The organism is Streptomyces sp. NPDC007189 (assembly GCF_040703635.1).
Taxonomy (GTDB): domain Bacteria; phylum Actinomycetota; class Actinomycetes; order Streptomycetales; family Streptomycetaceae; genus Streptomyces.
In genome coordinates this window covers 155,572-178,262 of record NZ_JBEYEY010000016.1, presented here as the reverse complement: position 1 = coordinate 178,262, position 22,691 = coordinate 155,572, and the positions used below count along the sequence as shown (strand labels likewise).

24 protein-coding genes and 1 pseudogene are annotated in these 22,691 nt (G+C 69.9%); 12 read left to right on the top strand and 13 right to left on the bottom strand.

Going from position 1 to position 22,691, the window contains the following annotated elements:
- Positions 1-1,077, bottom strand: coding sequence for a HAMP domain-containing sensor histidine kinase (locus tag AB0950_RS29705; RefSeq protein ID WP_360151816.1), 1,077 nt, complete (start codon positions 1,075-1,077; stop codon positions 1-3).
- Between the two features lie 10 nt (positions 1,078-1,087).
- Positions 1,088-1,777 carry a response regulator transcription factor gene (locus tag AB0950_RS29700; protein ID WP_366779795.1) on the bottom strand — a complete coding sequence of 230 codons (690 nt, stop codon included), beginning with the start codon at positions 1,775-1,777 and terminating at the stop codon, positions 1,088-1,090.
- Between the two features lie 296 nt (positions 1,778-2,073).
- On the opposite strand from AB0950_RS29700, the gene AB0950_RS29695 reads away from it, so the two are divergent.
- The gene (locus AB0950_RS29695) at positions 2,074-3,060 is read left to right on the top strand and encodes an endonuclease/exonuclease/phosphatase family protein (RefSeq protein ID WP_366779835.1); all 987 of its coding nucleotides are present in this window, start codon (positions 2,074-2,076) and stop codon (positions 3,058-3,060) included.
- A gap of 138 nt (positions 3,061-3,198) precedes the next feature.
- On the opposite strand, the gene AB0950_RS29690 is transcribed toward AB0950_RS29695, so the two are convergent.
- The 4 genes and pseudogenes from AB0950_RS29690 to AB0950_RS29675 form a co-directional block, all read right to left on the bottom strand.
- Positions 3,199-4,023 (bottom strand): class I SAM-dependent methyltransferase, encoded by an 825-nt coding sequence (locus AB0950_RS29690; RefSeq protein ID WP_366779794.1) that lies wholly within the window; start codon positions 4,021-4,023, stop codon positions 3,199-3,201.
- A gap of 99 nt (positions 4,024-4,122) precedes the next feature.
- Entirely contained in the window at positions 4,123-4,947 is an 825-nt protein-coding gene (locus AB0950_RS29685; protein WP_366779792.1) for a 1-acyl-sn-glycerol-3-phosphate acyltransferase, read from the bottom strand.
- A gap of 237 nt (positions 4,948-5,184) precedes the next feature.
- On the bottom strand, positions 5,185-6,060 hold the full coding sequence (locus AB0950_RS29680) for a patatin-like phospholipase family protein (RefSeq protein WP_360151804.1): 876 nt from the start codon (positions 6,058-6,060) through the stop codon (positions 5,185-5,187).
- A 131-nt stretch (positions 6,061-6,191) separates the two neighbouring features.
- Positions 6,192-6,374, bottom strand: a pseudogene (locus tag AB0950_RS29675) (SDR family NAD(P)-dependent oxidoreductase); the annotation flags it as partial.
- 211 nt (positions 6,375-6,585) lie between these two features.
- Between AB0950_RS29675 and AB0950_RS29670 the strand changes: the two are divergent.
- From AB0950_RS29670 to AB0950_RS29660, 3 genes are all read left to right on the top strand, one after another.
- Positions 6,586-7,221 (top strand): ParA family protein, encoded by a 636-nt coding sequence (locus AB0950_RS29670; protein WP_366779791.1) that lies wholly within the window; start codon positions 6,586-6,588, stop codon positions 7,219-7,221.
- Positions 7,218-7,448: a hypothetical protein gene (locus tag AB0950_RS29665; protein ID WP_360569685.1), complete on the top strand. Its 231-nt coding sequence runs from the start codon at positions 7,218-7,220 to the stop codon at positions 7,446-7,448. Before AB0950_RS29670 ends, AB0950_RS29665 begins: the two co-directional genes overlap by 4 nt.
- A gap of 97 nt (positions 7,449-7,545) precedes the next feature.
- Entirely contained in the window at positions 7,546-7,878 is a 333-nt protein-coding gene (locus AB0950_RS29660; RefSeq protein WP_366779790.1) for a hypothetical protein, read from the top strand.
- 270 nt (positions 7,879-8,148) lie between these two features.
- On the opposite strand, the gene AB0950_RS29655 is transcribed toward AB0950_RS29660, so the two are convergent.
- Both AB0950_RS29655 and AB0950_RS29650 read right to left on the bottom strand, forming a co-directional pair.
- Positions 8,149-8,682: an AAA family ATPase gene (locus tag AB0950_RS29655; protein ID WP_360152085.1), complete on the bottom strand. Its 534-nt coding sequence runs from the start codon at positions 8,680-8,682 to the stop codon at positions 8,149-8,151.
- A gap of 83 nt (positions 8,683-8,765) precedes the next feature.
- On the bottom strand, positions 8,766-9,644 hold the full coding sequence (locus tag AB0950_RS29650; protein ID WP_360152082.1) for a DUF6183 family protein: 879 nt from the start codon (positions 9,642-9,644) through the stop codon (positions 8,766-8,768).
- A 331-nt stretch (positions 9,645-9,975) separates the two neighbouring features.
- Between AB0950_RS29650 and AB0950_RS29645 the strand changes: the two genes are divergently transcribed.
- From AB0950_RS29645 to AB0950_RS29630, 4 genes are all read left to right on the top strand, one after another.
- Positions 9,976-10,608, top strand: a complete 633-nt coding sequence (locus AB0950_RS29645; RefSeq protein ID WP_360151792.1) for a response regulator transcription factor — start codon at positions 9,976-9,978, stop codon at positions 10,606-10,608.
- Between the two features lie 103 nt (positions 10,609-10,711).
- The gene (locus AB0950_RS29640) at positions 10,712-11,284 is read left to right on the top strand and encodes a hypothetical protein (protein WP_366779788.1); all 573 of its coding nucleotides are present in this window, start codon (positions 10,712-10,714) and stop codon (positions 11,282-11,284) included.
- 201 nt (positions 11,285-11,485) lie between these two features.
- Entirely contained in the window at positions 11,486-11,872 is a 387-nt protein-coding gene (locus AB0950_RS29635) for a hypothetical protein (protein ID WP_360151786.1), read from the top strand.
- 151 nt (positions 11,873-12,023) lie between these two features.
- Positions 12,024-13,064: a vWA domain-containing protein gene (locus AB0950_RS29630; protein WP_360569691.1), complete on the top strand. Its 1,041-nt coding sequence runs from the start codon at positions 12,024-12,026 to the stop codon at positions 13,062-13,064.
- A gap of 23 nt (positions 13,065-13,087) precedes the next feature.
- On the opposite strand, the gene manD is transcribed toward AB0950_RS29630, so the two are convergent.
- Both manD and AB0950_RS29620 read right to left on the bottom strand, forming a co-directional pair.
- Positions 13,088-14,329 (bottom strand): D-mannonate dehydratase ManD, encoded by a 1,242-nt coding sequence (manD, locus tag AB0950_RS29625; protein WP_360151780.1) that lies wholly within the window; start codon positions 14,327-14,329, stop codon positions 13,088-13,090.
- Positions 14,330-14,426: 97 nt separating this feature from the next.
- Complete coding sequence (locus AB0950_RS29620) at positions 14,427-15,872, bottom strand: gluconokinase, GntK/IdnK-type (protein WP_366779787.1); 1,446 nt, start codon at positions 15,870-15,872, stop codon at positions 14,427-14,429.
- Positions 15,873-16,195: 323 nt separating this feature from the next.
- On the opposite strand from AB0950_RS29620, the gene AB0950_RS29615 reads away from it, so the two are divergent.
- The 4 genes from AB0950_RS29615 (at position 16,196) to AB0950_RS29600 (ending at position 19,261) form a co-directional block, all read left to right on the top strand.
- A complete protein-coding gene (locus AB0950_RS29615; RefSeq protein WP_366779786.1) occupies positions 16,196-16,390 on the top strand; it encodes a hypothetical protein in 195 nt (64 codons plus the stop codon).
- Positions 16,391-16,694: 304 nt separating this feature from the next.
- Complete coding sequence (locus AB0950_RS29610) at positions 16,695-17,396, top strand: response regulator transcription factor (RefSeq protein ID WP_366779785.1); 702 nt, start codon at positions 16,695-16,697, stop codon at positions 17,394-17,396.
- Between the two features lie 5 nt (positions 17,397-17,401).
- The gene (locus AB0950_RS29605; protein WP_360151768.1) at positions 17,402-18,568 is read left to right on the top strand and encodes a histidine kinase; all 1,167 of its coding nucleotides are present in this window, start codon (positions 17,402-17,404) and stop codon (positions 18,566-18,568) included.
- A gap of 189 nt (positions 18,569-18,757) precedes the next feature.
- Positions 18,758-19,261: a hypothetical protein gene (locus AB0950_RS29600; protein WP_366779784.1), complete on the top strand. Its 504-nt coding sequence runs from the start codon at positions 18,758-18,760 to the stop codon at positions 19,259-19,261.
- A 335-nt stretch (positions 19,262-19,596) separates the two neighbouring features.
- Here AB0950_RS29600 and AB0950_RS29595 read toward each other — a convergent pair whose 3' ends face one another.
- The 3 genes from AB0950_RS29595 to AB0950_RS29585 all read right to left on the bottom strand — a co-directional run bounded on the left by AB0950_RS29595 (position 19,597) and on the right by AB0950_RS29585 (position 22,303).
- On the bottom strand, positions 19,597-20,121 hold the full coding sequence (locus tag AB0950_RS29595) for a DUF4232 domain-containing protein (protein ID WP_360151759.1): 525 nt from the start codon (positions 20,119-20,121) through the stop codon (positions 19,597-19,599).
- 105 nt (positions 20,122-20,226) lie between these two features.
- A complete protein-coding gene (locus AB0950_RS29590; RefSeq protein WP_360151756.1) occupies positions 20,227-20,598 on the bottom strand; it encodes a hypothetical protein in 372 nt (123 codons plus the stop codon).
- 496 nt (positions 20,599-21,094) lie between these two features.
- Entirely contained in the window at positions 21,095-22,303 is a 1,209-nt protein-coding gene (locus AB0950_RS29585; protein WP_366779783.1) for a cytochrome P450, read from the bottom strand.
- Positions 22,304-22,691 lie beyond the last annotated feature (388 nt).

Here is a 22,691-nt window from a genome sequence, read left to right as displayed (position 1 = left end):
TCAGTGCTCTCGCGGGAGTTCCACCGTGACGCGAAGCCCGCCGGCGGCGCGCGGTGCGAGGGTGAGTGTCCCGTCGTGTGCGTCGGTGATGGTCTTGACGATCGCCAGGCCGAGGCCGACGCCTGCGTGGTCGGTGTGTATGCGCTCGGTGCCGCGCTGGAACGGTTCGGCGAGTGTGGAGACCTGTTGCGGGGTGAGCTTTTCGCCGGTGTTCTCGACGGTGAGGACGACGGTCTTGGGGCGGACGCTGGTGCTGACCCACACGGTGCCCTGTTCCGGCAGGTTGTGGACGATCGCGTTGTGGACCAGGTTCGTGGTCAGCTGCAGCAGGAGCGCCTGCGATCCGGTCGTGGGGGCGATGTCTCCGCCGGTCTCGACGGTGACGCCGTGCTTCTCCGCGAGGGGGAGGAGCGTCTCGGTGGCTTCTTCCGCCATCAGGGACAGGTCGACGGGTTCCCGGGTGAAGGACCGCTGTTCGGCGCGGCTGAGCAGGAGCAGTGCCTCGGTGAGGTCGATCGCTCGGGCGTTGACGGTGTGGAGGCGGTCGATGATTTCACCGGTGTCGCGGTCCGGATCGGTGCGGGCCACGTCGAGAAGTGCCTTGGAGATCGCCAGTGGTGTGCGCAGCTCGTGCGAGGCGTTGGCGGCGAATCTCTTCTGTTCGGCGACGTGCGCTTCGAGCCGGGCGAGCATCGCGTCGAAGGCGTCGGCGAGTTCGCGGAACTCGTCCTTGCGGCCCGGTAGCCGGATCCGGTGGGAAAGTGATCCGTTCGTCGCCAGCCGGGTGGCATCCGTGATGCGGGTCAAGGGGGCGAGCATACGCCCGGCGAGAATCCATCCCCCCAGGAGACCGAATGCCAGCAGGAATGCCAGCACCGCGGCTGCCCTCGGAGCGAAAACGCGCAAGAGGTTGGACCGGACGGGAAAAACACCATGAGTCGGGGTGCCGGAGGGCACGATGAGCGCACGCTCGGGGACGTAACGCAGAAGAAAAACCCACACCGCCGCGAGCAGAAGAGCGCCGGCGAGCATGAGGAATCCGGCATAGCTGAGGGTGAGTTTGGCGCGCACGCTCAACCCGGGTGCCCTATCCACGCCCGGCTCCCTCGCGTTCCGGCGGCGTTTCGATGCGGTAGCCGACGCCTGGCACGGTGGCGATGATCCAGGGTTCGCCGAGCCGCTTGCGCAAGGCCGAGACCGTGATGCGCACGGCATTGGTGAACGGGTCGGCGTTCTCGTCCCACGCGCGTTCCAGGAGTTCCTCGGCGCTGACGACACCGCCTTCGGCGGCGACGAGGACGTCGAGCACCGCGAACTGCTTTCTGGTCAGCGCGACGTAGCGGCCGTCCCGGTAGACCTCTCTGCGGAACGGGTCCAGCCGCAGCCCCGCGATCTCTCGCACGGGAGGCCTGTGGTGGGCGCGTCTGCGGTCGAGTGCCCGGAGCCTGAGCGCGAGTTCGCGGAGTTCGAAAGGCTTGGTGAGGTAGTCGTCGGCGCCGAGTTCGAATCCGGAGGCCTTGTCGTCGAGACGGTCGGCCGCGGTGAGCATGAGAATCGGCATGCCGCTTCCGGAGGAGACGATGCGTTTGGCGATCTCGTCACCGGAAGGTCCGGGTATATCGCGGTCGAGGACGGCGATGTCGTAGGCGTTGCTGCTCAGCAGTTCCAGAGCGGTGTCGCCGTCTCCCGCGATATCGGCCGCGATCGCTTCCAGGCGCAGGCCGTCGCGAATGGCTTCTGCCATATAGGGTTCGTCCTCGACGATCAACACACGCATGCATGTGATGCTACAAGCCGGCACATATCGCCGACGTATCGGAAACCGGATACCCCCCGGCAACGCCAGGCCGCCTTGACTGGCGACATGACCAAGCAGCGCCATCAGGACGAACAACGCCCCACCGGCTTCGCCGGCTCCTTCCCGTCGGAAGACATGGACCCCAGGACCCAGCAGTGACCGGCGGTGGGCGAGGAGTGACGATGACGCAGGCGGACACGGCGGAGGCCGCGCAGGGCGGCGCCGACCGCAGGGCTGGTGGCGCCGGGGCCTGGCGCATGCGCATCCGCCGGACGATGCGCGCCGCCTCCCGGCCGGGCCCCTGGAAGCGGGGCCCGGTGCTCGCGGCGCTTGCGCTGCTGCTCGGGCTGCTCCTGCTGCTGCACGCGAAGATCCCGAACCGGGGCATCGGGAACGCCGGCAGCCTGGTGGAGACGTTCCTGCCGTGGTTCGGCCTGTTCATCCCCGTGCTGCTGGCCGGGGCCCTGTGGCGCCGCTCCGCATCCGCGGTCGTCGCGCTCCTGCTGCCGGTCGTGGTGTGGCTGAACCTGTTCGGCGGGCTGCTCGGCGACAAGTCCCACCCGGGCAGCGACCTCACCGTGGCCGAACAGAACGTCAACGCCGACAACCCCGACCCGGCCCGCACCGCCCGCGACCTGGCCGCCTCCGGCGCGGACGTGCTGGCCCTGGTGGAGCTGACCCCGCAGGCCACGGGCACGTACGAGAAGGAGCTGGCGAAGGCTTACCCGTACCACACGGTGCAGGGCACGGTCGGGCTGTGGAGCAAGCTGCCGCTGTCGGACACCCAGCCGATCGACATCGTGGACTACGGGCCGCTGGCGGCCGCCAAACCGGCCGACGCCAAGATGGCCTCGAACCGGGCGCTGCGCACCACGGTCTCCACGAGTCACGGCCCGCTGACGGTGTACGTGGCGCATCTGGGATCCGTCAGGGTGACTCCCAGAACGGGCTATTGGACCGCCTCGCGGGACAGGAGCGCGCGGACGCTCGACAAGGCCATCGCCGCCGATCCCAGCAAGCGGGTGGTGCTGCTCGGCGACCTGAACGGCACCACGGACGACCGCGCCTTCGCCGCCCTCACCTCGCACCTGCGCTCGACGCAGGACGCCGCCGGGAGCGGCTTCGGCTTCACCTGGCCCGCCCGGTTCCCGCTGGCCCGGATCGACCAGATCCTGGTCAAGGGCGTGAGCCCGGACAGCTCCTGGCTACTGCCGGCCACGGGGAGCGACCACCTGCCGGTGGCGGCCGGCATCAGCTGGTGAACTCGGCGCAAGGCGTCGCCGCGCAAGGCCATGGCCGTCGCTCCCCCGCCGACGGCCATGCCTCGGCGGACTCACAGCACGGATCGTCCGAATCACCGGCTGGAATCAGCGCGCGTCCGTCTCGTCGCCCGGCCTCACTCACGCGCGCTGGCCGACACGCAAGACGCTGAGGTAACGGCGCGGTACTCGGTCGCCCATCCGGGTGCGGATGCGCTCGGCGATGGCGTCCAGCAGGGGCTCGCGGACATCGCCGTCAAGCGTGCGATACAGGGATGTCGAGCGGAGGAGATCGGCGAAACCGGCTCCGTCGAACCACTGGACGGTGGGATACCAGCGCACGATCGTCGGGCCGAACAGTGCTCCGGGATCGTCGACCAGGCCCCATCCTTCGTCGGTGGCGCGCACGTCGTCCTCCAGCGGCGGATGACCCCAGTCGGGGTTCCCCGGGCAGAATCGCTCGTGGAGGTCGGCGGTCTCGGCGTAGACCTCCGGCTCTCCCGGCCGGCGGACAACGACGTTGCCGAGCAGCGCCATCCAGCCTCCCGGATGGAGCACGTCGTACGCCCGCTGCCAGCCGATCGACGGGTCGACCCAGTGCCACGACGACGCGGCCACGAGAACGTCGAAATGCCGGCCGCGGTCGTCCCACTCCTCGAACGTCGATGTCTCGACTTCGACGTTGGGGAGGGAGGCGATCCGCCGACGCACGAGTGTGGCCATGGCCGATCCCGGCTCGACGGCTGTCACCGAGCATCCCAGCGCTGCCAGCGGGCGCGTCGCCTGACCGGTGCCGCAGCCGACCTCCAGCACCGACGACCTCTCGTCCAGGCCGGTGAGGGCACAGAGGTCCGCGAACAGTTCGCCGGGGTATCCCGGGCGGACCCGGTCGTAGAGCTCGGGTACCTCGTTGAACACCCGGCCGAGGTCGCGTCGTTTCGGGGGTGTCCTCGGATCGTCGGTCACGTGTGCAGAAGCTATGGGGCGCGTCCATGGAGACGCCACTGGTTATCAGCAGCGGCCCAGCGGCGCGCTCCAGGCGTCGGCCGCCGACGTCGCCGTACCTCACGCGTGTGTCGCGCCCGGGTTGGCGTGGGTGGCGATCCAGTGGTCGACGCTCGTCCACTGGGCGAGCAGCCACTCGCTGCGGGCGGCGTCGTCCGGGGGGACGCGGTGTGCGGGGATGCACCACCAGCGTGCCCGCACGCTCTCCCGCAGCGGCAGCCGGCTCCACACGGTGCGGGTCGAGTGCAGGACGTCGAGGCCGGTGTGGGCGACGAAGACGACGTCCGCTGTGGGCGCGGCGGCGAGTGTGGCGAGCGCGCCGGTGTCCTGGGGCGGCAGCACATGGTGCATCCGTTCGGCGCGGGACGCCCGGCGCGGCAGGCCCCGGCGGCGCAGCGAGGCGATCACGCGTCGGCGGCGGCGCGGCGTGAAGTTGCCGCCCTCCGGAAAGATCACCAGGGCGTCGCCCGGGCCGAGCCCGGCCGCCAGCTCCGCGATCGCCTCCTGAGCCGCCTGGCCGCGGCGGGGTGGAAGGAAGCAGTGCGGGACCCGTCCGATGAGGACGTCGAGAGCGGGGTCCGCGCGCAGGGTCCGCTTCAGGACCGTGTGGGGACGCAGTCCGGCCTGGCTGAGCAAGGTCTGAAGCAGCAGGAAGGAGTCGCCGACCCCGGCGTGCCGCGCCAGGATCAGGACGGGCCCGGCCGTGTGTCCCTTCTCGCCCGGCAGCGGGGGCGTCACCTCCACCCGGAGCCCGAAGACCCGTTCTCCGGCGCGTCGCAGCAGCCGTAGCAGCCTCTCCAGCAGGGCGAACGCGTCCGCGGTGCGACGCTCCCGGCGGTTGCGCCGGTCGGGCAGCCGTCGCACCCACAGACCGGCGGCGGCCACCAGCCCGAGACAGGTCCACCAGGAGGTACACGAGGGCGAAGGCGGCGATCCGGACCGGTCTCCACGGGCCGCGCGTGGCGAGCGAGACCGGCGCGCAGAGCACGCCCGCGGCGACCAGGAGCGCGGCCACCGTGGGGACGAGCGCGAGCAGCAGCGCGGTGGTGGTCGTACGGCGCAGCACGGTGACCACGACGCCGGTCAGCCTCGTCGCGCGTCTTCGGTGTACGGCCGTGACGCTCATGGCGCGTCGTCGGCTGCGTTCAGAGCGGTCTCGAGGTACCGGGAGGAGGCAGCGTAGGCACGCTCGATGCGCTCGGCGGTCCGGCCGAAAGTGCGGTAGCGCAGCTGCCGGAGGGTGGCCGTGCCCTCCTCGGGGCCCGAGCCCGACGGCAGCACGCGGACCGTGACGCCGGGCGGCAGGTCGGCCATGTCGCGGGCGAACCGGTGCCGGCGAGCGATCTCGAACGCCACCAGTGCCACCTGCCACGGAGCCCGCGGCGGGGAGAGGGGTCGCTCGACACGGCCGACCTGCAGGACGTAGACCTCGGTCGCGCCCAGGGCCACCGCGCGGCCCACGGGGATGCTGTTGACCAGGCCACCGTCGACGAAGTGCTCGCCGTCGAGCCGTACGGGCGGCAGCAGCCCGGGCACCGCGCACGAGGCCAGCACGGCGTCCACCAGCGGCCCGGCGGCGAACCAGTGCTCGGCGGCCCGCTCGATGTTCGCCGCGACGCACTGGAACGACAGGGCCAGATCCTCGATACGAGTGACCGGAAGGTGGGAGGAGAGCAGTTCGCGCAGCGGTGTGGGCTGGTACAGGTGGGTGCCGCTGCGCACGGCGGTGCCCAGCCGTCCGAGCAGCGATCCGGAGAACACGCCGGCGCGTCCCAGGCCGGTCCACAGGTCGGCGAGCCGGGTCACCGACGCGGCCGAGGGGTCGGCCGCGACGGCGGCGCCGTTGATCGCACCGACGGAGGTGCCGACGACGAGATCCGGGTGCACGCCGGCGGCGAACAGCGCCTTGAGCATGCCGACCTCGTAGGCGCCGAGCGCACCGCCGCCTCCCAGGACGAAGGCGCGGGTCGCTGGGCGGGTCGGCCGGCTGTCCTCCATGGCCGAAGAGTGCCCAGGCACGGTGCCACCAACCGCTCAAGGACACCTCACCGACCGCAGCGGGGGGCGGGACGGGGACCCCGTCTTTGGCTGATCATTTCCCAGGGGGATCGGCCGCCCATGGTGCGTCCGGGGCGTCGTGGGATGAGCGGCAGCATCGCGTTGGTGACGCGGATGACTCCGACCACGTTCGTCTCCACGACGGCCTGCACTGTCGCGGGGGCCACCATGGCCGGTTCCTGTGGCATGCCGCCGGTGATCGCGGCGTTGTTGACGAGGACGTCCAGGCGTCCGGTGCGTTCCTCGATCAGCCTCAGCCAGTGCCTCGCTCACGCAGACGGAGCCGGTGCGGGGCACGGGGACCCGAGGTGCCTGATGAACGGGCGTGGCCGGCCTTCCGGGGCTGAACAGCGATCTCGCCGGGTTAGGCCGCGGGCGTGATTCAGCGGCGCCTCAGGGTGAACCGTGCGCGGTTGCTCCGCGTCAAGGACAGTCGCCGGTGCTCGGCCGTTAGCGTCGGCTCCTGTGCCGCTGAGCTATGCATTCGTGAACCTCAAGCCCGGGGTGGGGAAGACGACCAGTGCCGTGTGGCTGGCCCACGCGCTCCACGCATCGGGTCTGTCACCGCTGCTTGTGGACAGCGATCCCGCCTCATCCGCCCTGCGCTGGAGTGAACTGGCGGGCGGATTTCCGTTCCCCGTGCTCGCCCTTCCGGTGAGCGACGTACACCGGCGCGTGAACGACTTTCTCGACAATCGCCGGGCTGTGGTGTTCGACGCCCCGCAGCTGGAAGACCACGCCCACATCGCCCGGGGCGTCATGCGCTACGCGAGCGAGTGGATCGTGCCCGTGACGCCGGCCCCGATCGAACTGGACCGCATGGCGTCCATCGACCGCGAAATGGACGACATGCAGTCCCTGCGCTCCCTCCCGGCCCGCGCCGCCGTCCTGTTGAACCGCACGAACCGCCCCGACGCCACGCGCACCGGTCCTGACGCCGACGCGCGCGAAGCCCTCACCGAGCGGGGCTTCGACGTGTTGTCCACCCATATCCCGCGGCTCGACCTGTACTCCCAGTCCTTCGGCAGCCCGGTCAAGGTGAAGGGCACGGCGTACATGGATCTCGCCGAGGAACTCATCAACCGTCAGGACGGGTCATGAACCAGCGCAAGGACACCTATCGAGCCGCACTGCAGCGTCGGCCGGACACCACAGCCCCCGCTGCCTCCTCCACCAAAGTGACCCGGCTGGACACCCGGTACGTCAAGGTGGTCATCGAAATGGACCTCGGCTTCGCCCGTGACCTCACCGACTGGGCCGGACCACCGCTCTCCGCCCTCGTGCGCGCCGGCGAGGCGGTCCTGCGTCCGCTGAGGCAGGCCCGGTAAGACGTCCTGGCATGTGGAGTTCCGGACTCTGTCTGCACGACCATCAAGCCGGGCACCGAGACGGGAAGCGAGCGGGGCAGTCCGGCACAATCCCTCTGTGAAGTCACCGGGGATCCTGGCGGAACCGGAAGCGGGCATCGCGGAGCTGTCCACGCCGATGCGGGTGTACGTGGCGGCCGGGCGGTTCACCGCGCCGGATCCCGACCTGCCGGAGCTGGCGGCCCGGATCCGTGCGCTGCTGGCCGAGGTCGCGGGGGACGAGGCCTGGCGACGCTTCCTGCGCGGGTACGCCCCGCTGTCCGTACCGGAAATCTGCGCAGCTCTGGAACCTGTGGAGACGGGCGAGGCCGCGGCGTTCCTGGCCCGGCTCGCGGCCGTCGACCTGAGTGCAGTTGGTGGACGAACCACGACGCCGAGTGCGGAGCCGTGAACGGGCTCACCCCGCTCTTCGACAGCTGCTCGCAGGGACGGACGGTGAGCACTTCGCACTGGCCTTGCAGGTCGCCGACGGCTGAGCGACCTGGTCAGGGAGGAGCGATCACCCGTGTCTCCGCGTACGGGCGCACGGCGTACTCACGAAGGAGGTCCGGCTGGGTGAGCTTGCCGGTCGTACCCGGTACGTCCCGGCACGCCGAGGAAGGTCAGGCGGTCGCGTCGTATCTGCGCCGCCGAGGTTCACGGGCCTGCCGCGGCGCCCCGGTCAGAGGTCCCGTGCGGGCAGGTGGGCCAGGCCGGTGTCGTGCATGATGCGGTCGATGGTCCGCTGCAGGGCGCTGTCGGCGCCGATGACGGTCTCGACGCCGCCGGGCAGGAGGTCGCGCGGCCGGTACCAGTCGCGCAGCTGCGCCTCGTTGACATCATCGGCGATCGGCTTGGTGGCGTGCCGGGCGAGGGTTTCCTCGAAGGGCACGTCCAGGTAATAGGCGTAGCTCGGGCCGCGGTGGTCGGCGCGCAACCGCGCGAGCATGTCGCCGTAGCGGTCGGCGTAGAGGATGCCTTCGACGACGACGTGGTAGCCGGCATCCAGGGCGTAGCGGGCCGTCAGGTCGATCAAGCCGATGTTCGCCGCTCCGGGCCGGTCGCGCTCGCGCAGCACGATACGGCGCAGATTGTCCTGGCCGACCAGGGCCAGACCGCGGCCGAACCTCTCGCGAAGGCCGAGCGCGACGGACGACTTCCCCGAGGCGCTGTTGCCGCGCAGCACCACCAGCCGGGTGTCCTCAGTGCCCACCATCACGGCGGTCACGCTACCGACGGCTGCGAACGGCGTCCAAGCCGTCCGCCGCTCTCTGGCAGCGCCTACGGCTGCCGGCGCTTTCAGTCGGTGTCCGTCGCCGCCAGTACGGCTATCCGGCGGCGGTCCGGGGAGAGGGCGGCTATGCCGTAGTCGGAGCCGATGTCGTTGTGGAACCACTCTGCGTCGGCCTCGAAGTGGAACCAGGTGCTCTGCCGGGCCTGCTGCTCCACCTCCGGCGCGTCGGCGTCCGCCGGAGAGCCGCTGAGGCCCGCCATCGAACGCCATGCCCACAGTCTTCCGTACGCACCGTGTACGCCCGAGGTGTGGATGCCTCCCATGGAGGCGGTTTCGAAGAGCAGGTGCCAGACCTCTTCCATCGGGCGGACCGCGACCTCGAAACGATCCGTCGGGGCGAGTCCTTCCACGCAGGCCATGGGCAGGGCCGGCAGCAGGGCGGGTACCTGCTCAGGCGTGATGGCGTGGTCCAGCAGGAAGACCCAGGCCCCGCAGGCACCCCAGCCGCCTGCCTGCGGGGCGGCGACGATCGTCTCGTGGACGTCGACGGTGGCGACGTCCCGGAGGGCGGACGGTTCGGACGAGCGTGGTGTCGGTGGGTCCAGCCGGCCCGTGGTGGGCAACGGGGAGGACACTCCGCCGGCGGAGCCGCGCACGGAACGGCTGGGGAATCTCGCGTCGGCCTCGAAGTCACGGCGGTGCGTCGGGAGCCAGGCCAGGGGGTGCCAGCCGGGTCGTACATGAGTCCAGTCCCGCAGGGGTCCGCGGGTGCCGGTGTCCGCGCCGCGGAGCAGCAGCCCGTGGAAGAGGCAGGCGCGCAGTTCTTCCAGCTTCTCCCACTCGCGTCGGTCGAAGACGGTGAGCGCGAGTATGCGTATGACATGGGCGAGTTGGCGTTCGTACTCCCTCGCCTGTTCCGGGGCGGCGGCATGCCGGTCGGCCAGCTGTGAGGCGAGCCCGCGTACGAACGAGGGGTCACCTTGCGCGGCGCGCTGCTCGGCCTGTCCTCATACGAGCAGGGCCAGATTCTCCTCGGCCTCTTCCATGATCCTGAACTTTACGCGGACAAGGGTGTGCCTCCTGGGCGGCCCGGGCGTCGTAGGCCTCGCGTGCGCAGTCCGGCGTACGCTGCGCGGCGGTCGGCGTCGAGGCCTCCGGATGGGTCAGTCCGGCGGGCGGGTGAGGGCACCAGCCCGGGATGCTGGTAGCACCGTTGTCTGCCTGGTTGCCCAGCCGACTCCTCCGTTGGCCGGCCCCTCTATGCATGGAAAATGGATGAGCCGAGAACCGACGTACGTAGCAGTCGTCTCCGACTGTCCGCTCCTTCTGCATGGCCTCACCCACGTCGTCGACAATGCGCCGGAGCTGCAGCGGCTGCATGCGGCGGGCGGCAACGGCACACCGCCGCACGAGGTCGGCGAGGCGGAGGTGGTCCTGCTCAACCTGCGGGGCCAAGTCCGGGAGGTCTGCGACATCGTGACCCAGCTGCACCAGAAGGGCCGCCGGGTGATCGTGCTGTCAGCCGCCGCGACGCAGACGGACCTCGTGCTGCTCATCGAGGCGGGGGCCCGGGGATATGTGAGTCAGTGGGCGAGGGAAGAGGAGCTGCTGACCGCGCTGAGCACCGTCGCCTCCGGACGCTCCTATTTCTCCACCAGCTTTTTCGGCGACCGCGACGTTCACCACACCCCGCTCCGCATCACGGACCGTGAACGGCAGATTCTGCAACTCGTCGCGAACGGTGCCACCGACCGGGAAATCGCCGCCGAACTGAGCATCAGCGAGCACACCGTGCATTCCCATCTGGACCGGCTGTACAGCAAGACCGGTTACCGCCGCCGGGCGGATCTGACGCGTCTTGCGCTGAAAGGCGGGATGACGGCCGCGGAGCCCGCCGAAAAGGGGTAGTTCTCCCCACACCGGCTGGGTTGTTCTGCCTCTGGTTCTTCCGTGGACCGCGCGCGACGCTCGAGTGTGTCCCCGCGTCGAACGCGAACAGGAGTTTGGGTACATGAACAACAAACTCAGGAAAATCGGTGTCGCGGTGACGGCCTCCTCCTTCCTGGTGGCCGGCGCCTGGGGCATCTCAGCAGCAGACGCCGGTGCGACCTCCAAAGCACCCGATCTCGCGCCCAGCGCCAAGGTCATCAAGTGCTACCGGACGTACAAGGACCCGAAGAAGATCCGCTGCTACGAGGTGAGGAAGCGACACCAGCGCCACAACGGCCGCGACGTCGTCGTGATCATCCTCGTGCAGGTTCCCACGCCGAAGAACCCCCCGACCGTCATCGTCGTACCGTCGCTGCCGCAGCCGACCACGACGTCGCCGGGCCCGACCACGAGCCCGCCCGTCTCCCCGACGTCACCGACCTCACCGTCGACCGGCAACACGTCGCCGACGTCGGGCCCCAGCTCGCCGACCAGCTCGCCGACCACCAGCTCGCCGACCAGCTCGCCGACCGCGACGGCGACCGGAGGTGCGCAGACCGGGTCGCCGACCGCCACGGAGACCGGAGGAACCGGCACCGGAGCGCCCCCGGCCACGGAGACCGGAGCGCCCAACGACGAAACGGGCGGCAGCTGACCTCCCGGAACCCTGCCCGGGCCTGCTGTGCGCAGCAGGCCCGGGCAGCTGTGTGACGCCGCGAGACAATCCCGTGTTGTCGCCTCGACTACCTGATGCGGCTACTCCGGATGAGCCGATGGGCCATTGCGGTGATACTGAGATCGGGTCGACCGAGAGGAACGGAAAACTGTTGTGGGGCACATCTGGAAGGAGAGCCTCATGCGTTATCTCGCGATCCCTGCCGCGGCCGCTCTTGTCCTGAGCGGGACAGCCCTGACGGGCGCCAGTGGCCTCGGTCTCTCAGCCGCGCACAGCTCGGCACCACCGTCCAGCCGGACGAGGACGGTGGACTGCGGCAGGGGCTTCAACGACCTCTCTCTTCAGGTGGTCACGGCCCACCCCGGCAAGTCGGCGTGTGCCACGGCCAAGCAGGTCTCCGATGCGTACGGCAAGGCGGTCAAGGGCGGAAAGCAGCCGCCCGTCACGGTCAGCGTGCACGGCGCCCCCTGGAAGTGCGAGGAAAAGCAGCCCACCGATACGCCGAATCCGTACACCGAGTGCGCCAACAGCAAGCAATCCGAGGAGCGGGTGCTGCTCGTCTCCTGAACCGAGCCGGTGTGGCACCAACGGCGCGGAAGGACGCCTGCCCCCGCCACCGACGCCTGCTCCCCCGCCACGTCCAGGTCTGCGAGCAAGATCGATTGTCAGTGGTGCGTGAGAGGGTTGGAGCATCCAGTCGGAACGAGGGGGAGCTGTCATGTCCGGTAAGCAGAACTACATCAATCACGTCGCCCTGGTGCTGGATGCCAGTTCGTCCATGTCGCATCTGAGCCGCAAGGTCGTCGAGGTCGCCGACCAGCAGATCGCGTACCTGGCCCGCCGATCGAGGGAGCTCGACCAGGAAACCCGCGTCACGGTGTACGTCTTCGCAGACACGGTGGAGTGCGTCATCTACGACAAGGACGTGCTGCGGATGCCGTCGCTGGAGCAGCTGTACCAGGTCGGTGGAATGACGGCCCTGCTGGCGGCCGCGCTGAAGTCACAGCGCGAGCTGGCGCAGACGGCTCAACTGTACGGCGACCACAGCTTCCTGACGTTCATACTCACCGACGGGCAGGAGAACGCCAGCCATCGCTGCCCGGACTCCCCTGCCAGGGATCCGCGTGAACTGGTCGCGGCTGTGGCCGAGATGATCGAGACGCAGGAGGACAACTGGACCCTGGCCGTCCTCGTGCCGGACCAGGTCGGCAAGCGCGAGGCCATGCGGTGCGGTTTCCCGAAGGACAACATCGCCATCTGGGACGCCACGAGCACACAGGGGCTTGAGGAGGCCGGGCACGTCATCCAGCAGGCCACCGAGAAGTTCATGGTGGGCCGCACCCGGGGCATCCGGGGCTCGCGAGCGGTGTTCTCCACGGGGGCCGAGACGGTCAACAAGGACACCATCAAGGCGGCCGGCCTCACCCCGGCGGAGCCGTCCCACTATGAGCTGATCCCGGTGACTCGTGACGCGGCGATCCGGGACTGGGTCGTCGAATGCGGGCACACCTACCGTACGGGTGGGGCGTTCTACCAGCTCAGCAAGTCGGAGAAGATCCAGGCGCGCAAGCAGATCGCGGTGCTGGAGAAGAAGACGGACCGGGTGTACACGGGGCCGGAGGCACGAGCCCTGCTGGGCCTGCCGGACGTGGAGGTGCGCATCAAGCCGGACCACAACGACGACTTCACGATCTTCGTGCAGAGCACCAGCGTGAACCGGAAGCTCGTCCCGAACACACGGCTGCTGCTGATGCTCTGACGAAGTGCGCCCGGCCCCCGGGCTCACCAGTCGTGCATGGTGCCGTCCTGGAGCCGGCAGACAGGCAAGTACGCCTGCTCGTAGGGGAAGTGGGCCGCCGCCTCGACGTCGAGGTCGACGCCCAGACCCGGTGTGTCGGACGGATGCAGCAGACCCTGCTCGAAACGGTAGGAGGTGCGGAAGACCTCAAGGGTCCGCTCGGAGTGCCGCATGTACTCCTGGATGCCGAAGTTGTGCACCGCCAGGTCCAGATGAAGGGCGGCGGCCATGCCCACCGGGGAGATGTCGGTGGGGCCGTGCATCCCGGACCTGACGCCGTAGACGGCCGCGAGATCGAGCAGCTTCTTCATCCCGGTGACGCCTCCGGTGTGGGTCACCGCGGAGCGCACGTAGTCGATCAGCCGCTCGCTCAGCAGCGTGGTGTAGTCGTACGGGGAGTTGAAGACCTCGCCGATGGCCAGCGGTGTCGTGGTGTGCTGCCTGATCAGGCGCAGGGCGGCCTGGTCCTCCGCGGGGGTGGCGTCCTCCAGCCAGAACAGGTCGTACGGTTCCAGCGCCTTGCCGAGTCGTGCGGCCTGGATCGGCGACATCCGGTGGTGTCCGTCGTGCAGCAGCGGCAGTTCGGGGCCGAACTCCGCCCGGACGGCCTCGAAGACGGCGGGCAGGTGCCGTAGGTAGGCGCGCGTGTCCCACATCTCCACGGTGGGCCGGGCCTGGTTGCCGGCGGTGCGGCGCGCGGGCTCGTAGTCGTACCGTTCGCCGCCGCCGGCGCTGGAGGCGGCCACGCCGTACACCGAGTCGAAGCCCGGGATGCCGGTCTGTATGCGGATGGCGCGGTATCCCAGCTCCCGGTGCGCGCGGATGGAGTCGAGCAGTTCGGGCACGTCGCGGCCGGAGGCGTGTCCGTAGGCGAGGGCGCCGGCGCGGGACGCACCGCCGAGGAGCTGGTAGAGGGGCATGCCCGCGTACTTGGCCTTGATGTCCCACAGTGCGGTGTCCACGGCCGCGATGGCGGCCATGGTCACGGGGCCGCGCCTCCAGTAGGCGCCCCGGTAGAGGTACTGCCAGGTGTCCTCGATGCGCGAGGCGTCGCCGTCGATGAGCAGGGGTACGACGTGTTGGTCGAGGTAGGTCCGGACGGCCAGCTCGCGGCCGTTGAGCGTGGCGTCACCGAGACCGACCACACCGTCCTCGGTGGTGATGCGCAAGGTGACGAAGTTCCGTCCCGGGCTGGTGACGATCACCTCGGCGGACACGATCTTCATGGTGGTTCCCCCTCTTTCGTTGTCTTCGTCGGCTCGGTCGTTCTCTTTCTTCGTCGGCACAGGCGTCGGGTCGTTCGGTGGGTGTGGCCGGTGCGTGTCAGCGGCCCCAGGTATGGCGGGCCAGCTCGGTCTGGACCTCTGCGACGATGCGTTCGACCGGCAGGGTCGCGTCGACGGTCACCCCGGGTTCGTCGTCATCGAGTGGTTCCAGGTCCTCGAACTGCGAGGACACCAGAGAGGCAGGCATGTAGTGCGCCTCCCGGCGTGCCACGCGGGCGTCTGCCTCGTCCTGGTCGAGGGTCAGGTGCACGAAGAAGGTGTCGGGCCGGCCCACCCGCAGCAGCTCCCGGTAGATCCGTTTGAGGGCGGAGCAGCTGATCACGAGCCCTTCCTCCGCGCCCGCCACCCGCATGCGGCCCGCTATGGCCGCCAGCCACGGACTGCGGCTGCGGTCGTCGAGAGGGGTGTGGTTCGCCATCGATTCCACGTTGCGCAGGGGGTGGAAGTCGTCCCCCTCCTCGTACGGCACTCTGAGCGACTCGGCCAAGTACCGGCCCACGGTGGTCTTGCCGCATCCGCTGACCCCCATGAGGACAACGGGAGCGCGTCGAGCGCGGAACAGGGCGGCCATGGCGTCCTGGAAGCCCGCTCGATGAGCGGAGGGCAGACCGCTGACGTTGAACTGGTCCAGGCCCGCCCGGAGTCGGTCGCGTACGCCGGAATCGTGCAGCCGGCCGCTTCTTATCTCGGCGAGCAGAGCCTCCGCGAAAGCCTCCGCCGCCGTGGCGAGGCCCTGGTCGATGGCGTAGGCCAGACCCATGTGCAGCCACATGGCGATCGGTTCCGGCCGGGTGGGATATCTCCGGACGGTGTCGGCGCCGATGACCGCCCGTGTCGGGGTGACCATCGCCTCGTCGTGCGTGCCGGCCCAGTTCCTGTCGATGCGGTGGTTGAGGGCCATGACGACCGGATAGGACAGGCGCAGGAACAGTTCGTTGCGCGAGCCGGCGAGGAGAGTTCGGTGGAAGGCCGCGTCCACGTCACGGAAGCGCCGGCGGATCGCCGCACCCTCCCGTGGCCGTGCGAAGTCGGGGTCCTCGCTCAGGGCGAGCAGGGTTCGGGCGAGGCTGGTGAGGTCGTGGCAGATCTCCGCCGAGCGGCTCAGGGCTGCCAGTCTCGCCGCGCGGGGTTCGATCACCTCGCGCAGTTCGGTCAGTGACCGCATCTGGCTGTCGGGGGCCACTTCCAGCCGCCACGCGATCACGTCGGGGTCCAGCAGGTCCCACCGTTCCAGCGCCTGCACGGTGGCCCCGACCCGCGGCTGCAGATCGACCAGGCCCTTCTGGTGCAGGGTCTGCAGGGCCTCGCGGGCCATGGGCCGGGTGATCCCGAACTCATGGGTGACGGCGTCCACGGTGAGGTGATGGTCGCGGGGCTTGCCCCCTTCCACGATCTGGCAGCCCAGTCGCTCCACCACCTTCGCGGTGGAGCCCCGTAGCGCCTCCTCGGAACCTTCGGGCGGTTCGGCTTCGGGACCAGTCATGGCGGCGATGCTAGGTCAGAGCGGCTCACTGGTCAGCCGTCCGAACTGCCTTGCAGGGAGCGCTGGATGCCTTTGAGGCGTACGCCGGAGCACGCTGCCGACCACGCCCGCCCCCGCGCGAACCCCATTCCGACCGATGGGATATCAGAGGCCTTTTCTGACCTAGATCACATGGCTACGGTGGTCAGTCATCCGAAATGTTTCGCTGGTTGCCGGGGACCGGCAGGGCGTGTGGGCATGGACCCTCACACGGCCGGCATCGGCGCACGGCAGCCGATGGCAGGGCTGCCCTCATTCCTTCTGACGCAGCCGCAGGAGAGCGCATGCCCGAACCGACTTCACCCACGCCGCCGGAGCGGCTGTCCCTGCGCTGGGCTCTCATCCTCTTGGCCGCGGTGGTGGCGGGACTGATGGCCGGTCTCCTGACCTTCGCCCAGTCCCGCAACTGGCCGGCCGCACTCCTGGCGGCCCTCGGAGCGAGCGGCGCCACCCTCGTGAGTCTTCCGCTGCTGCTCTGAAACATCCGCGGTGATGCGCAGACGTCAGCCGCCAGATCCGTCGGGAGTCCGATGACGGTGGGCCGGCACCGGGGTGGCGCGCTCCTGTCTGCGGGTCGAGCGAACAGTCCGTCGAGGCGCGGGAGCTGTTGCTCGCTGTCCTGTGTCACGGCCGACGATGTCGGCGCGCGCGTCACTCGCTCGGCCCCTCTGGTGTTTCCCGCTCTGCGTATCTCGCTGATGCTCCAGGTATGGCGGGCGTGCAGGCGGCGGAGCGGACCGGTGCGGTCATCGCGTCGGCCGCGGGTTGCGGGGGTGGTGGTTGATGTCGGTGAGGGTGGTGATCGCGGACGACCAGGAGATGGTGCGGACCGGGTTCCGCATGATCTTGGAGAACACCCCCGGGATCGACGTGCTGGACGATGTCGCGGACGGCGCCGAGGCGCTGGAGGCGGTCGAACGGCTCCGTCCGGACGTGCTGTTGCTCGACATCCGGATGCCCGGGATGGACGGTCTGGAGGTGACCCGGCGGCTGTGCGGCCCGGACGCGGTGGAGCCGGTGGACGGGTACCGGCCGCGGATCGTGATCGTGACCACCTTCGACGACGACACCTATGTGCGCACGGCGCTGGCGAACGGGGCCTGCGGCTTTCTGCTGAAGGACGCCAGCCCGGCGCTGCTGGTGGAGGGGGTGCGGGCGGCGGCTGCCGGAGACTCCCTCATCTCACCGCAGATCACCGTGCGGCTGCTGGAGTCGATGGTCCCCGGCGGAAAGTCCGGACAGTCTGCGTCGGCGCCGGTGGAGCCGCTGGAGCCGTTGGAGCCGTTGGAGCCGTTGACCGAGCGTGAACTCGACGTGGTCCGGCTGGTGGCGGTGGGGCGTACCAACGCGGAGATCGCCCAGGAGCTGTTGATGTCGATGTCCACGGTGAAGGCACACCTGGCGCACGTGCAGACGAAGCTTCAGGTGCGCAACCGGGTGGAGATCGCCGCCTGGGCCTGGGAGAACCGGCAGGCCCGCCGGTGATCCAAGTGGTGGGGTGGACGGTGCGGCACCCCCGCTGGACGTTCGCCGCGCGGGCGGCGCTGACCGTGGTGCTGGCCGGCCTGGTCACCCTGGAGGGGGTGGTGCTGTCCCGGCAGCCCAGCCTGCCGCACGCCGTGGTGTGGATCGCGGGGATCGCTGTGTGCCTGTGTCTGATCCCCTACCGCGGACTGTCGCTGACCGTCCGCGGCACCGTCGCGGCCACCGTCTCCTGGGTCGCCACCGCGATCCTCGTGCTGCACGAGCATCCGCTGGTGGTGTGGGGGATGGGTGAGTCGTTCGCGCTGCTGGTGCTCTTCAGCGCCGTACTGCGGCGGTCCGAGGCCAAGGTCGCCGCCCTGCTCGGCCCGATGCTTGGCCTGGCCGCCGTGGCCGCGCCCGCGCGGGACGCGGATCTGGGCGTCTTCACCCTGTTCTTCGGGCTGCTGACGGCCGTGATCACGACGTTCTCGCTGGTGCTGCGGGCCGAGGCCGAGCAGCGGGTGCGGGACGTGAGTGCGGTGCGGGCCGCAGAGCGCGCCGAACTGGCCCGGGAACTGCACGATGTGATCGCACACCACGTCACCGGGATCGTCGTCACCGCCCAGGCTGCCGGTTACGCAGCGCCGCAGGGCGAGGCCGCGACACGTGCCTTCGGGCGGATCGAGCGGGAGGCCGCCGACGCGCTGGAAGCGATGCGCCGCCTCGTCGCGGTGATGCGGACCGACCCCCGCCGGGCCGCGCCGACCCGGCCGGTCGCCGCGGACGGGCTGAAGGACGTCATCGACCTTGCGGACGACTTCTCCAAGTCCGGTCCCCCCGTGCTGCTGTCCCTCGCCCCCGATGCCGCCCCGGGCCTGCAGCCGGATGTCGCGGCCGCGGTGCACCGTATCGTGCGCGAGGCGCTGACCAACGTACGCAAACACGCCGTGGACGTGCACACGGTGCGGGTGAGTGTGCGACGGGCCGGCGACCGCCTGGAGTTGCGGGTCACCGACGACGGCCGGCCCCGCACCGGCCCGGCCCGTGGCGGAAGTGGCGGCTTCGGCCTGGTCGGCATGACGGAACGCGCCGAGGCGCTGGGCGGACACCTCAGGGCCGGGCCCGCCCCGGAGGGAGGCTGGCACATCAGTGCCTGGCTGCCGCTGCGCCCCAGCCGGCGGGAAACGCAGTGACGAGGCGACCGGATGGCGCACGGCGCGCGAAGTGACCTTGTACAGCTGTGAGGATTGTTCTTTTGGCCAATGGGTTTCTGTCCTTTCGGCCGACGCGGACCGCTGCCTCCGATTCCTAACGTTGAACCTGTCCAGAGGAATAGAAACCAAGGCTCGAGGGTCTTGGGTAGAGGAACAAGAGGCATTCTCATGAGCACGATCCGTAGCCGCCGTACCGTCCGCGGTTTCCTGGTCGCCCTCGGCGCGCTGGTGGCGCTGGGCGCACCGGCCAGCGCCTTCGCCGCGTCCGGTGCCGATGCGGCACCGGACGCCCCCACGATGAGCGCTGAAGGTGCGCAGCGTGACGGCTCGGCCGCGAAGGGGGGCGACCCTTCCGAGGCCACGATCATTTACAAGGACAAGGGCGGCCCGAACAAGCCCAAGCGGACTGAGCGCAAGCGCCCGGCCCGGATCCGCGTCGTGAAGGAGTACACCACCTTCGACGGCAAGTACACCTGGCACGTCACGGTGTGGAGCAACGGCAAGGTCACCAAGTGGAAGGAGCAGGGCAAGATCGTCATCCCCGACCCTAACGAGCCGAAGCCGACTCCTGTGCCGGACGAGGACATGACCCGACCGGAGCCCCAGCCGATCCCCCATTCGGACGACACGCAGCCGAACGCCGAGGGCAACGACGCCGTCACTCAGGGCTGATGCGTGTGAGCACAGCAGGTCGGGACCTGTCGTGGTGACGCACCATGCCAGGTCCCGACTCCTTGTGCCCGCGTGAGCGTCGGCCGGGCAACTCAGCCCGGAGCTGGGACAGCAGCACGTAGGTGTCGCCCGGCCCGATGCCGCAGAAGGGCAGTTTCCCGCTGTCGTCGCGGCGGGTGCCGCAGTCAAGGTCGGCACGCAGCGCGTCGGCGGCCTGCGGCGTCAGGTGCGGCATGGCCACCCCGAGACGGCGTCGTTTGCCGACCATCTGGCAGGTGTGCCGGTGGACTTGCACCGGTGGTCGGCCGATTCGGCGGTGGGCGGAGTGGGGTGGGTCAGGTGATCGGGCTGACGAAGTTGCCAGGGTGACTGGCGGCCTCCTGTCGGGTGACACTGCCCCACTGCCATGTGAGGGTCTTCGCGGTGCCGCCGGGCAGGGTGACCACGGCCTGGTCGGGCCGGATGATCTCGTTCCCGTTCTTCCCGCTGTCGCCGAGGAAGGTGATGGTGAACCTCGCGGTCTTTCCGGGGGCGAGGTTCACACTGTTGCCTCCCGGCTGTTGGGACAGCGTCTCCGGCGCGCCGTTCGTGGTGAGCATGACCGAGGGCGCGCCGAGCAGGGAGCAGGTGTCGTCCCCGCTGTTCTTCACCTGGACGCCGGCCGTTTCCTGCTGGTCGCTGCCGCCCCCTGGCTTGGCCGTACCCCCTGCCCAGGACAGGCTGACGTTTTTGCACGCAGGTGAGCTGGGGGCGGCCACGGCCGGGACGGCGGTGGAGACGGAGGAGAGAAGGGCGCCGGCTGCGACGCACAGTGCGATATTCCGGGTGCGCTGCATGAGTTCCTCCGAGGAATTGTGCATCTTCTTGGTAGCAGTTGATGGCCTCGGTGCTGTGCGCGAGACAGGAAGTGACGCGGGCACAGACTTTGAGCGTCGCTTCCCGTCCGGTCCCCTGCCGGGTCGAGGTTAGGGGGCGGTCCCGGGCCGGGCTTTGATCTCGAGAGTCGCGTCTATTTCGCGGCCGTTGGCGCACTTCCCGTGCAAGCCGTAGGAGGCCGGCCCGACGGACTTCGGGATCCTCAAGGTGCCCTGGACGTTCTCCGGGTAGGTCTGGCCCCGGGACGTCAGGCGCACCGTTCCGGCGTCGAGTACCTGGGCGTACACGACGGCCGAGCTGTTCCTGCCGCATTCCGAGCTGTTGAGATTGACCGTGCTGCCCGGGTAGGCGGGGTTCGGCGTGACCTCGAGGGCTCCGAAGTCTCCTGCGCGCGCGGTGGTGCCCGGCAGGGCCAGGAGTGCCGCAGCTGCTGCGGCAGCGAAGAGGCGTGGCGTCCGCATCCCGTGCTCCTCTCTCGGGGTGGTGCGGGGGCCTGCCGCACAGTCGTAAGAGACCGGCCCCTGTCTCCAGCACACGGGTGGAAGTGCCGGTCCGCACATTCGGGGCTCGCGCTGCGTGTTGCCTCATGTACGGGGCTGGGCTCGCGGACGCGTCAGCAAAGGCCATCAGCCATCTGGCCGTACCCGACGGCGGTGTCACCCGTTCGGACTAGCGTGGCCTCGCAACCCCCGTTGCATCACTGATCCCTTCCGCGTCGGTCGCCCGGCGCCGAGACGCGGGGTGGTCTCGCCGGTCGATCACCGGCAGGCCTGGCGCCACGGCTGCCGCTCCCACTGGAACAACGCTGATTCTCTGCGGCACTTGGACGCCTTGATCAGCCGCTTGCCGGACAAGCTCTCGGCGCCGCATCGCCGTCAGCGATGAGGGCTGTCCACGGAAGGTGGCACCGGTGGGCCTCGAAACAGGCCTGGAGGAGTGCCCCCTGCCGTCACGACTTCACCAGGTGACGGGCAGTTCGGCGAGGCAGTGGAAGACGGGGTGCTCGCGGAAGCGGAGCCGGGACGGCTCGCAGGCCAGGCGGAGCGTGGGCAGCCTGGTGAAAAGGGAGCTGAGGGCCAGTGTCACCTCGAGTCGGCCCAGCGACGCGCCGAGGCAGAAGTGGGCGCCATGGCCGAACAACAGATGGGCGGAGGCGTCCCGGTGGAGGTCGAGGCGCTCGGGCTCGGGGAAGAGCGCGGGGTCGTGGTTGGCGGCGAGCAGGCTGATCATCACCGACTCGCCCTCGCCGATCAGGGTGCCGCCGATGACGAGGTCCTCGGTGGCCTGACGCACGACGCCGTCCTGGACGATCGTCCAGAAGCGCATCGACTCCTCCACGAACTGCGGCAGGAGTGCGGCGTCTTGTGCGAGGACCTCGGCGCGCAGGCGGTCATCGGTCAGCAGGCTCAGCGCGCTGACCGCGATCTGGCTGGCGGTCGACTCGTGGCCTGCGACGAGCAGCAGTTTGAGGACGCCCAGGAGATCGGCGCGGTCCAGTTCGCCGGTGGCCACGTGGTCGACCACGAGACGGCTGACCAGATCGTCACCCGGGTCGTGCTCCTTGTCGCGCGCTCGTTCGTCGAGGAAGGCGATGATCCGGTGGTGCGCCGCCAGGGACAGAGCCGGGTCACCGTCCGTGAGCAGGATCTGGGTCTGCTCCAGGAAGAACGCGGTGTGCTCGTCGGGGATCCCCATCAGCCGGGCGATGACCAGCGCCGACACCTTGGCGGCGAAGTCCCGTACCAGGTCGGCGGGTTGGGGGCCGGCTGCCAGCTCGCCGGCCGTCCGGTCGGTCAGCTCCTGGAGCCGGGGACGCAGCGCGCGTACCCTGCGCACGGTGAACTCCGGTGCGACCATCCTGCGCAGCCGGCCGTGCTCCGGATCGTCCATCCGAAGGAATCCGCTCGGGCGCCCGTCGCCGGGCACGGGAAAACGCAGCGGAAAGCCGGGCCGGGTCTCGTCGGCGCTCAGCCGGGGGTCCTTGAGCGCGGCCTTGACGTCCTCGTAGCGGGTGATCAGCCAGACCAGCTGCTCCTCACGGGCGCCTGCCGGCAGCCGGACCAGCGTCGGCGGGCCGTCCCGCACCACACCGAGGGCCGGCGGCGGCGACATCGGACACACGCGGGCGAGCGGCCAGTCGAGCACACGGGAATCTGCACCGGGCATGGTCCTTCCCTTCATCGCGTACGGATACCCGCGCCGCCCGGCATCCCCTGCGGCGGCTGCCTCAACCGGACCACCCAAGCACCCCCTGCTGACCGATCGCTGACCCCCGCCGACGGTCCCTTCCGCAGCCGTTGGGCACGCATCCCGCGCAGTCGACGGGCGCTCCGCCCGGGCGGCGCGCGACCGGTCGCCGCTGAGCCGGCCGGCCGCCGTACCGGCCGCACACCGGGCATCACCGCGGGCACGCAGCGTGGCGACCGACGCCGCACGCTCGCCACCCTGGACGGCGCCGCTGCCGCTCTGACCTCGGGATCGCCCTCCTCGCCGCCGTTCCCCGGGCCGCCTTGAGAGTGGGCCGTGTGGCCGCTGCGACGGGCGGGGACTCGGG

Excerpts from the sequence above, each read along its gene's own strand:
- AB0950_RS29700 (WP_366779795.1), bottom strand. The coding sequence starts at position 1,777 with ATGCGTGTGTTGATCGTCGAGGACGAACCCTATATGGCAGAAGCCATT.
- AB0950_RS29695 (WP_366779835.1), top strand. The coding sequence starts at position 2,074 with ATGCGCGCCGCCTCCCGGCCGGGCCCCTGGAAGCGGGGCCCGGTGCTC.
- AB0950_RS29680 (WP_360151804.1), bottom strand. The coding sequence starts at position 6,060 with ATGGAGGACAGCCGGCCGACCCGCCCAGCGACCCGCGCCTTCGTCCTG.
- AB0950_RS29665 (WP_360569685.1), top strand. The coding sequence starts at position 7,218 with ATGAACCAGCGCAAGGACACCTATCGAGCCGCACTGCAGCGTCGGCCG.
- AB0950_RS29655 (WP_360152085.1), bottom strand. The coding sequence starts at position 8,682 with ATGGTGGGCACTGAGGACACCCGGCTGGTGGTGCTGCGCGGCAACAGC.
- AB0950_RS29645 (WP_360151792.1), top strand. The coding sequence starts at position 9,976 with ATGAGCCGAGAACCGACGTACGTAGCAGTCGTCTCCGACTGTCCGCTC.
- AB0950_RS29640 (WP_366779788.1), top strand. The coding sequence starts at position 10,712 with ATGAACAACAAACTCAGGAAAATCGGTGTCGCGGTGACGGCCTCCTCC.
- AB0950_RS29635 (WP_360151786.1), top strand. The coding sequence starts at position 11,486 with ATGCGTTATCTCGCGATCCCTGCCGCGGCCGCTCTTGTCCTGAGCGGG.
- AB0950_RS29630 (WP_360569691.1), top strand. The coding sequence starts at position 12,024 with ATGTCCGGTAAGCAGAACTACATCAATCACGTCGCCCTGGTGCTGGAT.
- manD (WP_360151780.1), bottom strand. The coding sequence starts at position 14,329 with ATGAAGATCGTGTCCGCCGAGGTGATCGTCACCAGCCCGGGACGGAAC.
- AB0950_RS29620 (WP_366779787.1), bottom strand. The coding sequence starts at position 15,872 with ATGACTGGTCCCGAAGCCGAACCGCCCGAAGGTTCCGAGGAGGCGCTA.
- AB0950_RS29615 (WP_366779786.1), top strand. The coding sequence starts at position 16,196 with ATGCCCGAACCGACTTCACCCACGCCGCCGGAGCGGCTGTCCCTGCGC.
- AB0950_RS29610 (WP_366779785.1), top strand. The coding sequence starts at position 16,695 with ATGTCGGTGAGGGTGGTGATCGCGGACGACCAGGAGATGGTGCGGACC.
- AB0950_RS29600 (WP_366779784.1), top strand. The coding sequence starts at position 18,758 with ATGAGCACGATCCGTAGCCGCCGTACCGTCCGCGGTTTCCTGGTCGCC.
- AB0950_RS29595 (WP_360151759.1), bottom strand. The coding sequence starts at position 20,121 with ATGCACAATTCCTCGGAGGAACTCATGCAGCGCACCCGGAATATCGCA.
- AB0950_RS29590 (WP_360151756.1), bottom strand. The coding sequence starts at position 20,598 with ATGCGGACGCCACGCCTCTTCGCTGCCGCAGCAGCTGCGGCACTCCTG.
- AB0950_RS29585 (WP_366779783.1), bottom strand. The coding sequence starts at position 22,303 with ATGCCCGGTGCAGATTCCCGTGTGCTCGACTGGCCGCTCGCCCGCGTG.